This window comes from Pedobacter planticolens (genome assembly GCF_014172375.1).
Classification (GTDB): domain Bacteria; phylum Bacteroidota; class Bacteroidia; order Sphingobacteriales; family Sphingobacteriaceae; genus Pedobacter; species Pedobacter planticolens.
Genome location: NZ_WNXD01000001.1, coordinates 255436 through 269109 on the forward strand (window position 1 = coordinate 255436; position 13674 = coordinate 269109).

At 34.8% G+C, this 13674-nt stretch carries 14 protein-coding genes; 2 read left to right on the top strand and 12 right to left on the bottom strand.

The genetic code is table 11. From position 1 onward, the window contains the following. Positions 1 to 49 precede the first annotated feature (49 nt). Positions 50 to 853: an outer membrane beta-barrel protein gene (locus tag GM921_RS01050; RefSeq protein ID WP_182920761.1), complete on the top strand. Its 804-nt coding sequence runs from the start codon at positions 50 to 52 to the stop codon at positions 851 to 853. 157 nt (positions 854 to 1010) lie between these two features. Then, the gene (locus GM921_RS01055) at positions 1011 to 2003 is read left to right on the top strand and encodes an ABC transporter ATP-binding protein (RefSeq protein ID WP_182920762.1); all 993 of its coding nucleotides are present in this window, start codon (positions 1011 to 1013) and stop codon (positions 2001 to 2003) included. A gap of 9 nt (positions 2004 to 2012) precedes the next feature. Here GM921_RS01055 and GM921_RS01060 read toward each other — a convergent pair whose 3' ends face one another. From GM921_RS01060 to GM921_RS01115, 12 genes are all read right to left on the bottom strand, one after another. Next, positions 2013 to 2420 carry a hypothetical protein gene (locus GM921_RS01060; protein WP_182920763.1) on the bottom strand — a complete coding sequence of 136 codons (408 nt, stop codon included), beginning with the start codon at positions 2418 to 2420 and terminating at the stop codon, positions 2013 to 2015. Between the two features lie 99 nt (positions 2421 to 2519). After that, positions 2520 to 3161 carry an HPP family protein gene (locus GM921_RS01065; RefSeq protein WP_182920764.1) on the bottom strand — a complete coding sequence of 214 codons (642 nt, stop codon included), beginning with the start codon at positions 3159 to 3161 and terminating at the stop codon, positions 2520 to 2522. Positions 3162 to 3174: 13 nt separating this feature from the next. Further along, positions 3175 to 4422 carry a threonine ammonia-lyase IlvA gene (ilvA, locus tag GM921_RS01070; protein ID WP_182920765.1) on the bottom strand — a complete coding sequence of 416 codons (1248 nt, stop codon included), beginning with the start codon at positions 4420 to 4422 and terminating at the stop codon, positions 3175 to 3177. A 245-nt stretch (positions 4423 to 4667) separates the two neighbouring features. Beyond that, positions 4668 to 5828, bottom strand: coding sequence for a 2-isopropylmalate synthase (locus GM921_RS01075; RefSeq protein WP_182920766.1), 1161 nt, complete (start codon positions 5826 to 5828; stop codon positions 4668 to 4670). A gap of 4 nt (positions 5829 to 5832) precedes the next feature. Continuing rightward, the gene (gene leuB, locus GM921_RS01080; protein WP_182920767.1) at positions 5833 to 6927 is read right to left on the bottom strand and encodes a 3-isopropylmalate dehydrogenase; all 1095 of its coding nucleotides are present in this window, start codon (positions 6925 to 6927) and stop codon (positions 5833 to 5835) included. Next, positions 6927 to 8402, bottom strand: a complete 1476-nt coding sequence (locus tag GM921_RS01085) for an ATP-binding cassette domain-containing protein (protein ID WP_182920768.1) — start codon at positions 8400 to 8402, stop codon at positions 6927 to 6929. The genes leuB and GM921_RS01085 overlap by 1 nt, the downstream gene beginning before the upstream one ends. Further along, complete coding sequence (gene leuD, locus GM921_RS01090) at positions 8402 to 8986, bottom strand: 3-isopropylmalate dehydratase small subunit (protein WP_182920769.1); 585 nt, start codon at positions 8984 to 8986, stop codon at positions 8402 to 8404. The genes GM921_RS01085 and leuD overlap by 1 nt, the downstream gene beginning before the upstream one ends. 27 nt (positions 8987 to 9013) lie before the next feature. After that, complete coding sequence (locus GM921_RS01095; protein WP_182920770.1) at positions 9014 to 9775, bottom strand: class I SAM-dependent methyltransferase; 762 nt, start codon at positions 9773 to 9775, stop codon at positions 9014 to 9016. A gap of 80 nt (positions 9776 to 9855) precedes the next feature. Further along, positions 9856 to 10158 (bottom strand): antibiotic biosynthesis monooxygenase family protein, encoded by a 303-nt coding sequence (locus GM921_RS01100; protein WP_182920771.1) that lies wholly within the window; start codon positions 10156 to 10158, stop codon positions 9856 to 9858. A 2-nt stretch (positions 10159 to 10160) separates the two neighbouring features. Further along, positions 10161 to 11564, bottom strand: coding sequence for a 3-isopropylmalate dehydratase large subunit (gene leuC / locus GM921_RS01105; protein WP_182920772.1), 1404 nt, complete (start codon positions 11562 to 11564; stop codon positions 10161 to 10163). 56 nt (positions 11565 to 11620) lie between these two features. Beyond that, complete coding sequence (gene ilvC / locus GM921_RS01110) at positions 11621 to 13102, bottom strand: ketol-acid reductoisomerase (RefSeq protein WP_182920773.1); 1482 nt, start codon at positions 13100 to 13102, stop codon at positions 11621 to 11623. A gap of 171 nt (positions 13103 to 13273) precedes the next feature. Beyond that, positions 13274 to 13654: a glyoxalase superfamily protein gene (locus GM921_RS01115; RefSeq protein WP_182920774.1), complete on the bottom strand. Its 381-nt coding sequence runs from the start codon at positions 13652 to 13654 to the stop codon at positions 13274 to 13276. Between the last annotated feature and the right edge of the window lie 20 nt (positions 13655 to 13674).

Below are 13674 nucleotides of genomic sequence, written 5' to 3' on the forward strand. Positions count from 1 at the left end.
GATAATAGGATTAATATAAAACACACATAAACCAAACAAATACACACAAATGAAACATTTAATTTTAACAGCAGTTTTGGTAAGCGGACTTACCTTTCTGGCAGGCTCAAGTGCGAGTGCACAACAAGATAGCGTAAAACGCAAAAAATTTAATATCAACTATGGAGTAGGAATTACTTTAGGAGGAAAAAAAGATAGTACTGGTAAATGGGATCAAAACAAAGGTCGTTTTGTTGGAGGAATTACTTTTACTCGTTTAGATATCGGTTTCTCTAAATTAATTGATAATGGAAGTTTCTCTTTATCGCCTGCAAATGACTTTTTAGATTACAAAGCTGGAAAAACTAGTCATCTTTCATTTGATGTTTTGCAAATGGGATACAGATTTAACTCGAACTTTAAAATCTACGTAGCTGGTGGTTTCGACTGGACTTTAATTCGTTTAAAAAACAACATTACAATGGTTAAGAATAGTCCAACATTGACTTATACTACAGAAACTCCTGAAGTTCTATATAGCAAAAATCGTTTCTCTAGCAGTTATGTTCACGTTCCTTTAAACTTTGAATTAAGAACTAAGGAAAGTCATAAAGGTAGACGCTGGTATCTAATTGCTGGCCCAGAAATAGCTTTCTTATTAAACGGTAAAGTAAAACAGATTAGCGATGAACATGGTAAAGTGAAACAAAAAGACGATTATAACTTTGCTCCATTCCGCTACGGTGGTACAGTAAGAGTTGGTACTAACGGATTAGCTTTATTTGCTAAATATTATGCAAGCGATATGTTTGATAGTGCTCCGCAAAAAGGATTAAAAAATATGGCATTCGGTTTAACATTTGGATTAAACTAATTAACAGTTTTCAGTTTACGGTTCGCAATTGAACTAGTAAACCAAACACACACACAACACACAAATAAACCCAATCCTGCAGACGAAAGTTTGCAGGATTTTTTTTGCGTTGATCTTTAGTCTTTTCAGCTTATCGCTTTATGCTTATATTTACCGTGTGAATGAGCAGATAATCACCGTTAATAAGCTAACAAAACAATACCAGCAAACACAAGCTTCGGGTATAACAGACATTAATTTTTCTATAACAAAAGGAGATATTGTTGCCATTATTGGCGAAAGCGGTAGTGGAAAATCAACTTTGTTAAAATGTATTTATGGTTTGCTTAAACCAGATGCCGGTGAAGTTTTAATGAATGATAAAAGAGTGAAAGGGCCAGACGAACAACTCATTCCTGGTAATGCTGAAATGAAAATGGTTACCCAAGATTTTTCCTTGAATATTTATGCTAAAGTTTATGATAATATCGCTTCTATGCTGTCTAACACAGATATAAAAGCGAAGGAAAGTAAAACTTTAGAAATGATGGAGCATTTGCACATCACAAAATTAAAAGATAAAAAAATTATTGAGCTTAGTGGAGGAGAACAACAACGTGTTGCAATTGCAAAAGCATTAATTAGTGATACTAAAGTTTTATTATTGGATGAGCCTTTTAGTCAAGTAGATTCATTATTGAAAAACCAGTTACGAGCAGATATTAAACGTTTAGCAAAAGAAACTGGATTGACTATTATTTTGGTTTCTCATGATCCAACAGACGGATTATTTCTTGCTGATCAATTATTGATTTTAAAACAAGGACAGCTTTTACAAAACGATAAACCAGAAACAATTTATCAAAATCCTTCAGATTTATATACTGCACAAATTTTAGGAAATGCGGTTATTTTAACTAGAGAAGAAGCATTGCAATTAGGTATTAAAACTGCAAAACAACATGTAGTTTTTTATCCCGAGTGGGTAGAACTAAAAAGTACTTGGCAAAGCCGACGATTTGAAGTAAAAGAAGTTTATTATAAAGGTTTTTACGATGAACTTTTGCTAGAGCGCAACGGCGTAAAAATTAGAGCTTTGCAGCTTAACAGTGGAGAGCACAAAAAAAATGACCACATTCAAGCGAATATTGGTCATTTCTTAGAGTTTTAATCAATTTTTTTATTGAGAAGATTCGATAAGAACAATTTTAACTCTTGTTCTTGTAGTTGGTTTATCTGGTATTGCTGATTGAAAATCTGACGATTGAATATCTATATCGATTCTACCTTTACTTACTGTATAGCTATAAGACTGAACATCATAAACAAAAGGTAATTGTTCGTAAAAATTTCCATCATTTCTAGAGATATAAACTAAAATCCCATCATCTTCAAAAGTTCTATCATCAATTCTATTATCGGATAATGATGCAGATAAAGTAAATCCATCGGCGCTTGACTGCCATTGATTTGCTTCAATGTATTTAATAATTGTCAAATTGTTGGCACTTTGAACAATAGTGTCTTTTTTGCAAGACGCCAGACCTAGTGAGGCGATGCAGATTAGGATTAAGGTTAGCTTTTTCATGTTGTGTGTGTGTTTTGCAATTTATAATACAAAACTATTGCCAACTTTTCAGGATGAAAGATGTTAGAATGCGTTTAACCGTTTATCAAACAAAAAATGTTATAAAAGGTTTGATTTTTTTCTTCTCAACCGCCTTTCTATTCGTCGCTGTTTTCTTTTAACCATCATCTTTAAGATAACGTTAGTGAAATTTTTATTGGTCGGATAACTTCTTTCGGAGGTAATATTATTGAAAATTAGTGCAATAATATAAAGTATCAAACATCCTGTTAAAACAGGAGAAAAAATGTACATGTATCCTAGTGCTTTAATTTTATCCGAACCAATTACTGCAATTAACGCAGTTGCGCCACCTGGCGGATGTAGGGTTTTTGTAACCTGCATACCAACAATAGAAAGTGCAACGGAAAGTGGAGCTGTTAAATAAATAATATCAGGGAAAGTTTTGTAAATAACAACGCCAATAAATGCTGAAATGAAATGACCACCAATTAAGTTTCGAGGCTGAGCTAATGGACTTTGAATGGAACCGTAAACTAAAACACTTGAAGCGCCAAATGAACCTATCAAAAAGATGTTTTCTTGTTTTGTTAAGAGTTGACTTTGAAAAAAAGCAATTATTCCAATGCCAATAAATGCACCTAAAAACGACCAGAAATGTTCCTTGTAATCAACTAAAGTTTCCTTATAGATAATATATTTTGAAACCCTTATTCCCCGCCTTATCCTCTTTTTAATCATTAATGAACCTTATTTATACTAAATATTCAAACAAAGTTTGATCTTGATTCAGTTCAATCATATCGAATTTAAAGGTTTTCATTCTTTCCAATAATCCTGCATAATCCTCTCTCTCTTTTAGCTCAATACCCACTAAAGCTGGACCATTTTCACGTTCAGTTTTTTTAATAAACTCAAATCGGGTAATATCATCATGTGGACCTAAAACCTCATTTACAAAAAGCTTTAATGCACCTGGTCTTTGCGGAAAACGAACAATGAAATAGTGTTTTAATCCTTCAAAAAGTAAAGATTTCTCTTTAATTTCTTGCATCCGTTCGATATCATTATTGCCTCCACTTACAATACAAACCACTTTTTTGCCTTTAATCTGGTCTGCACATAAATCTAAAGATGCCACAGCCAAAGCACCCGCAGGTTCAGCAACAATTGCATCTTCATTATATAATTTTAAAATGCTTGTACAAACTTTTCCCTCTGGAATCAGCATAATTTCATCTAAAACCTCCCTACAAATAGGATACGTTAATAAACCAACAGATTTTACAGCAGCTCCATCAATAAAACGATTAATTTGATCCAATTTTATTGGCCTACCTGCTTTAAAAGCGGCATCCATAGAAGGAGCACCCTCAGGTTCTACACCAATTAAAAGAATATTTGGGTTAGTTTGTTTTAAGTAACTTCCTGTCCCAGAAGCTAAACCACCGCCACCAATAGGCATAATTACTACTTCAGCATCCGGTAAATCTTCTAAAACTTCTACGCCAACCGTTCCTTGTCCTTCAATCACATGATAATTATCAAATGGCGGAACGAAAGTCATTTTGTTTTCTGTAGTAAATCGAAGTGCTTCTGCTAAACAATCATCAAAAGTATCGCCAACTAAAACAATATCTATCCAACCATTACCAAATAAAGTAGTTTGACTTACCTTTTGCTTTGGCGTAATTTCGGGCATAAAAATAGTACCCTTAATTTTCAATTTATTACAAGAATGAGCAACACCTTGCGCATGATTACCCGCACTTGCACAAACTACCCCATTTTTAATTAAATCTGCAGGAATTTGGCTCATCATGTTATAAGCTCCACGCAATTTATACGAGCGAACTACTTGTTTGTCTTCGCGTTTTAAATAAATTTCTGCTTGATATTTTTCAGATAATCGCTGATTAAACTCTAAAGGAGTGCGTAAAACAGTACCTTTCAGCCTTTCAGCCGCTGCTAAAAAATCAAATGTATATGTTGTATTAGTCATTTTCTTGTTGTTCGTATTCAGTTATTCGTCATTCTTTTTGAGCTTTTTCACTTTCTTGAAAATGAAAGTCAGCAACTCTTATCTGCTGTAGTCCCGCTATTCGCTATAAATTTTAGTGTTTGGTCTTCGACAAGCTCAAACTGACAACACTAAAATTTTTCGCTGCTATCGGGTTTATTTAACAATGGACTGTGTTTCAAACCAGCATTTCGCTTTAAGCTTTAGTCTTTTACCTTTTCGCCCTCTTAAACTAAATTTAAAGCCACTAATTGGTTTAAATCATGGTCGTCAATACCTTGTTTGCTATCTGCCAAAACCAAGAATTGTTTATAAACGATATCTAAATTGTCCTTATCTAACGTATGACCTAGTCTATCTAAGTGGTGTTTTAAAGCGTGACGGCCACTTCTTGCAGTTAATACAATTGCAGCAGATGGGAAACCAACATCTTCAGGTTTAATAATCTCATAATTTTCGCGATTTTTTAAGAAACCATCTTGGTGAATACCAGAACTATGTGAAAATGCATTTCCACCCACAATAGCTTTGTTCGGTTGTACTAGCATATTCATTTGCTCACTTACATGTCTGCTAATGTTGTAAAAACCTTGCGTATTGATATTAGTATGAAGATTTAAGCTTTTATGCGTTTTTAAAATCATCACCACTTCTTCCATCGAAGTATTACCAGCACGTTCGCCAATACCGTTCACAGTACATTCCACCTGACGAGCGCCATTTTGTAAACCAGCGATAGAATTAGCCGTTGCTAAACCTAAATCGTTGTGGCAATGAACAGAAATAATTGCTTTATGAATGTTTTTAACGTTTTCTTTTAAATATAAAATCTTTGAACCATACTGATCAGGCAAGCAATACCCATTTGTATCTGGAATATTTACAACTGTTGCTCCAGCAGCAATTACAGCTTCAACCATTTTGGCTAAAAACTCGATATCTGCTCTGCCTGCATCTTCAGCGTAAAATTCTACATCTTCCACATATTTTTTAGCATATCTTACCGCTTCAACTCCACGTTCTAAAATATCTTCACGAGTACTATTGAACTTTGTTTTGATGTGCATATCACTTGCTCCAATTCCAGTATGAATTCGAGGTCTTTTTGCAAAACGTAAAGCATCTGCAGCAACGTCGATATCATTTTTATTTGCACGAGTTAGCGCACAAATAATAGGATCTTTTACGGCTTTCGATAACTCGATTACACTATTAAAATCGCCAGGACTTGATACCGGGAAACCAGCTTCAATTACATCAACCCCTAAAAACTCGAGAGATTTTGCGATTTCGATTTTCTGATTAGTATCTAATTGGCAGCCTGGAACCTGCTCTCCATCACGCAAGGTGGTGTCAAAAATGTAAACTTTATTAGGATCGTGTATCATCGCTTTATGAATTTGTGGTAACGGTTTGTGATAAAAATTTTAATACTAATTTGCCCATTTCTTGGGTGCCTAATACCTTGTATCTGTTGGTGGTGCTATCTGCAATATCATTGGTTCTAAAACCTTCTTTTAACACTCTATCTACTGCATCAACCAATGTTTTTGCTTCTTCTTTCAGTCCAAAACTAATTTCAAGCATCAGCGCAGCTGATAGGATAGAAGCAAGCGGATTTGCCAAATCTTTGCCTGTAATATCGTGTGCAGAACCATGAATTGGCTCGAAAAATCCAGTTCCATCGCCTACAGAAGCTGATGCCAACATGCCCATAGAACCTGCAATTTGCGATGCTTCGTCTGTTAAAATATCCCCAAATAAATTGGCGGTTAATACCACATCAAATTGTTTTGGATCTTTAATTAATTGCATGGCAGCATTATCAATAAACATGTGCGTAGTTTCTACATCAGGATATTGTTTTGCAATTTCTTGAACAGTTTCTCGCCATAAACGTGAACTTTCTAACACATTTGCTTTGTCTACCGAGCATAATTTTCCACGACGTTGACGAGCTGCGGCATAGGCTTTATGGGCAATTCGTTCTACTTCATATTTGTGGTAAATCATTAAATCTGAGGCAGTTGTTCTATCTTCTGAGCGAGTTTTCTCTCCAAAGTAAACATCGCCTGTTAATTCTCTGAAAAACAAAATATCCGTACCTTTTAAAATAGCAGGTTTAATACTAGAAGCATGTAAAAGCTCATCAAATAATAAAATAGGGCGAAGGTTAGCATACAAACCCAGCTCTTTTCTAATTTTAAGTAAACCTTGTTCTGGCCTAACTTTTAAGGAAGGATCATTATCATATTTCGCATGACCAACAGCGCCAAACAGTATTGCATCACTTTTTTTAGCTTTTTCTAAGGTTTCATCTGGTAATGGATTTCCTGTCGCTTCAATTGCAACGTGGCCCATTAAGGCTTCGTCAAATGTAAAATCATGATCGTAAGTTGCTGCAATATGCTCCAATGCCGCTTTTCCCCATTGGGTAACTTCTGGTCCAATTCCATCTCCAGGAATAACTAATATATGCTTCTTCATTATGCTAATTCTTTTTGTGTGTGGTACGCTTTTATATTTTCTATTACTTCGCCGTTATTTAACAGCAGTTTATGAGTGAGACAAGCTGGTAGTTGTGTTTCAAAATGGCCAACGTAAATTAATGTCATCCCGTTAGTACACAGCTCATCTATTAAGTGATTAAAATGTTCTGTTTGTTGTTGATCTAAACCTTGGCAAGGCTCATCTAATATTAATAATTCGGGATTTTTGATGATTGTCCTAGCCAATAAAACCAATCTTTGTTTGCCAAGGGGAAGTACTTTTAGTAACTCATTTTTATATTCATTAAGCTCGAAATAGTCAATTAATTCTTCTACTTGAGCCTGTTTTTCTGCTCCAATTGTTTTAAATAAACCCGAACTATCAAAAAAACCAGAGGCGATACTTTGAAAAACTGTTGCTGTTGCATCAAAATACCAATGCAATTCTGGCGATATTAAACCAATGTGCGCTTTAATTTCCCAAATGCTTTCTCCACTTCCTCTCTTATTGCCAAACAGGTGAATGTTATTCGCATACGCTTGAGGATGATCGCCATTTACTAAACTTAATAATGTTGATTTTCCTGAACCGTTATGACCTTGCAACAACCATTTTTCGCCAGTTTTAACTTCCCAATTAATGTGTTGCAATACCTTTTTCTCGCCATAACTAATATTTACATCAGTCATGCTGATTAAAATTTCAGTACTAGAAATAGGGGCTTTACTTAAGAAATTCGGAATGGTTTTCACGATTTTTTTAGGCAAAACTGAAATAGATTCTACTGATTTGGAAATAGTTAAACTTCCATTTTTTATTTCCGCAAAGCGATTAATACATGTTGGTAATTCACTAGGGTCAGTAATCATAATCAATTGCACACCTTCTGCAGAAATCTCGTTCAATAATGCACTTAGGTTTTTACGCGAAAGCACATCTAATCCTGTATAAGGTTGATCTAAAATTAACAATTGTGGTTTTAGCCATACTGCCTTAACCAATTGCAATTTTTTATGTTCTCCACTTGATAATTGAATTAACTGAACATCTTTCAATTCAGAAAATCCTAAAGCACTTAAAATATTTTCAAGTTCATCAAACCGAAGCTGATTTTCCTTGCCGTAGTTTAGTAATTCTGCATAAACCGTATGTGTGCGATGTGCTTGTTGACTATTGTAACGTTGCTGATAATAGAAATTAGATTCGCCCTCTAAATCTTTAAATTGATACCAGCTTGCAACATACAATGCTTTTGCAGGTAATTTATGAGTAGAATCAAATTCAATTGTGATATCTCCAGAACCACTTATTAATCCAGCAATTAGTTTGACTAATGAAGTTTTTCCGCTACCACTTTTGCCACTTAACAACCAGTTTTCTCCACGATTTATTGTCCAATTCAAATCCGCTAACACCAATTTGTGTTGGTATTTTAAGTTTAAATTTTCAATATGGACGACTGGTTGTATCATTATTTTGTTTGTTCGAATTCTGCTATTAATTGTTTTTGGTTTAAGATGAAATCGATATCATCATAACCGTTAATTAAACATGATTTTTTGTAAGCATTAATCTCAAAATTTTCTTGCTGACCAGTGCTTAGTATCGTAATAGTTTGTTTTTCTAAATCAATTTCAACTTCATTTTCATGATTTTTTGCTACTTCGATAAAAATTTGATGCAAAAAATCATCACTCACTTGAACTGGTAAAAGACCATTGTTTAAGGCATTTCCTTTAAAAATATCTGCAAAAAAACTACTTACCACAGCATCAAAACCAGCATCTTGTATTGCCCAAGCCGCATGCTCACGACTACTGCCACAACCAAAGTTTTTACCAGCCACTAATATTTTGCCAGCATACGTTTTATCATTTAAAACAAAATCTGGTTTCGGATTACGATTTTCATCATATCGCCAATCGCAAAATAAATTTTCACCAAAACCTTCTCGTGTAGTTGCTTTCAAAAACCTCGCAGGTATAATCTGGTCGGTATCAATGTTTTCTATGTTTAAAGGCACTATTGCCGATGTTAATTTTTCGAATTTTTTCATTCTTTTATTAATTACTGTCTTCTAGGCTTATTTCTTCCAAGCTTTAATTCTCAATCTTCTATAATCTGCAACCCATTCTCCATTCTTAAAATAATTGGGTTTTAGTAGTTGTACGGCTAAATTTTTGACTTCTTCAGCCTGTATTGTTGTCAGTTTTTTAAATGCATGTTGCGCAAATTGACTAATCCAATCATACATTCCATTTTCACCATTTAGTGGTGTTGGTCTGTCAAATAACCAAGCTTGTTCAACTTCAAAACCTTGTTTTTCCAATAAAGTAGTATAAGTGCTTACCGATGGAAAAAACCAAAAATTTGTAGTAATCTGATCGATTAAACCCAATTGACCGGCTGCTGATTCAATAGCATCTGTTATACTTTTAACATTTCCTTTACCACCAAACTCTGCTGCTAATCTGCCACCAGTTTTTAAACTGTTATATAATCCTTTGATTAATGCATCTTGATTTTCTATCCAATGGAAAGTTGCGTTGCTAAAAATAGCATCAAAAGCATTTTCATACGGCAACTTAGTCGCATCAACTACTTCGAAATCTAAATTAGGATGAGCGGATTTTGCACTATTAATCATCTCAAATGAAGCATCAACTCCAGTTACATTAGCACCAGTTTCGGCAATTTGAGCAGCTAACTGACCAGTTCCACAACCTACATCTAAAATATGTTCGCCAGTTTTTGGAGCAAGCCATTGCACAACATCTGCTCCGTAATCAGAAACAAAATGATGTTGTTTGTAGTATAATTTGCTATCCCAATATATTTCTGGCATCTTTTTTTAATTTTTACCATCTAAGAAATCTTAGAAAACCTAAGTTTTAAGATGATGTTTAGTCCTTAATCTTTGTTTCTTTATCCTTGCTCTTCCATCAGGTTTATATAATGCTCAACCGTTGGAAAGGGCTCATAAAAATGATGCAGTAACTTTTTCCAATCTTGGTATTCCGAAGAGCCTCTAAAACCTTCGGTATGTGCCTCCAATGTTTTCCAGTTTACGAGCAAAATATACCTGTCCGCTGTTTCTAAACACTTTTGAAGTTGATGTGAAATGTAACCTTCCATTGAAGAAATGATTTTTTGAGCCTCCTTAAAAGCTTTTTCAAAATCAACTGATAAACCAGCTTTTACATTTAATATGGCAACTTCTAATATCATTTTTATGCTTCAAGCAATTCTCTAACATCTGTAATTCGTCCAGTAACTGCTGCAGCTGCAGCTGTAAGTGGACTAGCCAATAATGTTCTTGCATTTTGTCCTTGTCTTCCTTCAAAATTTCTATTCGATGTAGAAACACAATATTTTCCTGCCGGAATTTTATCCTCATTCATCCCTAAACAAGCACTACAACCAGGTTCTCGTAATTGAAAACCAGCGGCTTCAAATATTTTGTCTAAACCTTCGGCAATTGCTTGTTGCTCAATTTGTTTAGAGCCAGGAACAATCCATACGGTAACGCCTTCAGCTTTATGTTTTCCTTCTACAAAATGTGCAACTTCTCGTAAATCTTCCATTCTAGAGTTGGTGCATGAACCAATAAAAACATAGTCGATTGATTTTCCCAATAGGGGAGAATTATCGGCAATGCCCATATAATCTAATGCTTTTTGATACGATAATTGCTCAGGAACAGCCTGTTTATCAGTTGCAGGTACATTTTGAGTAATCCCCATTCCCATGCCTGGGTTTGTACCATAGGTAATCATCGGTTCTATATCAGCCGCATTAAAGGTTAAAACTTTATCAAAATGAGCATTAGCATCACTATATAAAGTTTTCCATTTTACCACTGCTTTATCCCATTCTTCTCCTTTCGGACTAAATTCTCTTCCTTTTAAGTACTCAAAAGTAGTTTCATCAGGAGCAATTAATCCACCACGAGCACCCATTTCGATACTCATATTACAGATGGTCATTCTGGCTTCCATACTTAAAGAAGTAATTGCCGAACCTGCATATTCAATAAAATATCCAGTTCCGCCAGCTGCAGAAATTTGCGAAATAATATAAAGAATAATGTCTTTTGCGCTTACACCAACACCAGTTTCACCATTCACTTCGATTTTCATGGTTTTAGGTTTTTGCTGCAACAAACATTGTGTTGCCATTACCTGCTCAACTTGAGAAGTACCAATGCCAAAGGCGATGCTACCAAAAGCGCCATGTGTAGATGTATGACTATCGCCACAAACTATAGTTGCTCCAGGTTGAGTAATTCCTAATTCTGGTCCAATTACGTGAACAATACCTTGAAAAGGATGTCCTAAACCATATAACTCAACGCCAAATTCAGCACAATTTTTCGTTAGCATATCTACCTGATACCGAGAAAGCTCTTCTTTAATCGGCAAATGCTGATTTACAGTCGGTACATTATGATCTGCAGTAGCAATGGTTTGTTTTGGTCTAAAAACAGGCAATCCCCGTTTACGTAAGCCATCAAAAGCCTGCGGACTGGTTACCTCATGAATGAAATGTGTATCAATGTATAAAATATCAGGAAACCCTGCTTCACTTTTTACTACGTGAGCATCCCAAATTTTTTCTACTAATGTTTTTGACATCTTGTTATATTGTTTTAACCTTACAGGTTTTTAAAACCTGCAAGGTTTGTTGTTTTTTATGCTGTTTTAATTGATTTCATTGCTGTCATCGCTTTGCGTAAAGTAGCACCAATTTGTTCTACTTCATGAGAACGAATAGCCTCATTTACTGCAATTAGCGTTCTATTATCAACTGCACCATCTTTACCATCGTTAAAGTTTTTACCAACTAAATCAGTATCTACTTTTTTCATAAAATCAGCTAATAATGGTTTACAAGCTTGATCGAATAAATAACAACCGTATTCTGCAGTATCAGAAATTACGCGGTTCATTTCGAACAATTTTTTACGAGCAATTGTATTTGCAATTAGTGGCGTTTCGTGTAATGATTCGTAATATGCAGATTCTGGTTTAATACCTGCCTGAACCATAGTTTCGAAAGCTAATTCAACACCTGCTCTCACAAAAGCAACCATCAAAGTATAGTTATCGAAATACTCTTGCTCACCAATTTTCACATCGCCAGCTGGAGTTTTTTCAAAAGCAGTTTCACCAGTTTCAGCTCTCCAAGCCAATAAATTTTTATCACCATTTGCCCAGTCTTCCATCATGATACGGCTAAATTCACCGCTCATAATATCATCTTGGTGTTTTTGAAATAACGGACGCATGATATCTTTCAATTCTTCCGAAATTTCGAACGCTTTAATTTTTGCAGGATTACTCAATCTATCCATCATGGCAGTAATACCACCTTGTTTTAAAGCCTCAGTAATTACTTCCACACCATATTGAACCAATTTAGAAGCATAACCAGCATCAATTCCTTTCTCAACCATTTTATCGAAAGATAGGATAGAGCCAGTTTGCAACAAACCACATAAAATAGTTTGCTCGCCCATTAAATCAGATTTTACTTCGGCCACAAAAGATGATTTTAATACACCCGCTTTATGTCCGCCAGTACCCACACAATACGCTTTTGCTTGCGCTAAACCTTTACCTTGTGGATCGTTTTCTGGGTGCACAGCAATTAAAGTTGGTACACCAAAACCTCTCACATATTCTGCTCTAACTTCACTTCCAGGACATTTTGGTGCAACCATAATAACCGTTAAATCTTTACGGATTTGCGTACCTTCTTCTACAATGTTAAAACCATGCGAGTAAGATAATGTAGCACCCTCTTTCATCAATGGCATTACCGCATTTACCACCGAGGTATGTTGTTTATCCGGAGTAAGGTTAATTACAACATCTGCTGTCGGAATTAATTCTTCATATGTACCAACAGTAAAATTGTTGTCAGTAGCATTTTTCCAAGAATCTCTTTTGCCTTCGATAGCTTCCTTACGCAATGCATAAGCAATATTTAAACCGCTATCTCTTAAATTCAAACCTTGGTTTAAACCTTGTGCACCACAACCTACAATTACCAGTTTTTTACCTTTTAAAGCGTTTACGCCGTCTAAAAATTCAGAACTGTCCATAAAATCACAAACGCCTAATTGGTTTAGTTTTTCTCTAAGTGGTAATGTGTTAAAATAATTTGCCATTGTTTTTTAGTTATTTCTTTATTAGTTTAATGTTTTAATTTTATTTTGAAAAGCGTGTTCAGCTCTTTTCGGCTTCTTAAGCCCCGCTTTTCATTTCAAGTCCTCGCTACGCTGTGGGCTTTTCATTTCAATCGGGTTTAATTAACTATTTTCTGTTTTTCATTGGTCAGGTTACAATTTCTCTACCTTATCAATATCCTCATTAAATGAAATTTTATTATAAAAAGGATCGTTTACGGTTACGCACCAACTGCAATAAAAAGTTTCTTCCAAACCTGGGCGATTGTATTTATATTTCTTTGCAATTAATTGTTTATGAAACTCTTTTACACCTTCGCAACGAACAAAAACATTTCCACCTGGTGATGCATCACCATGATGCTCACTTAAATGCAAAATAATATCGTCTAACGAAACTTGCATATAGACGGGTGTATTTTCCTCAAATCTGTGTTCCCAATCTATTTTAAAGCCTAACCAATTCACATAGAATTCAATCGTTTTATCGTAATCGAATATTCTTAAAACTGGTACAACATTTATAAGTTTCATATCTCTTAATCTTTTAGAAT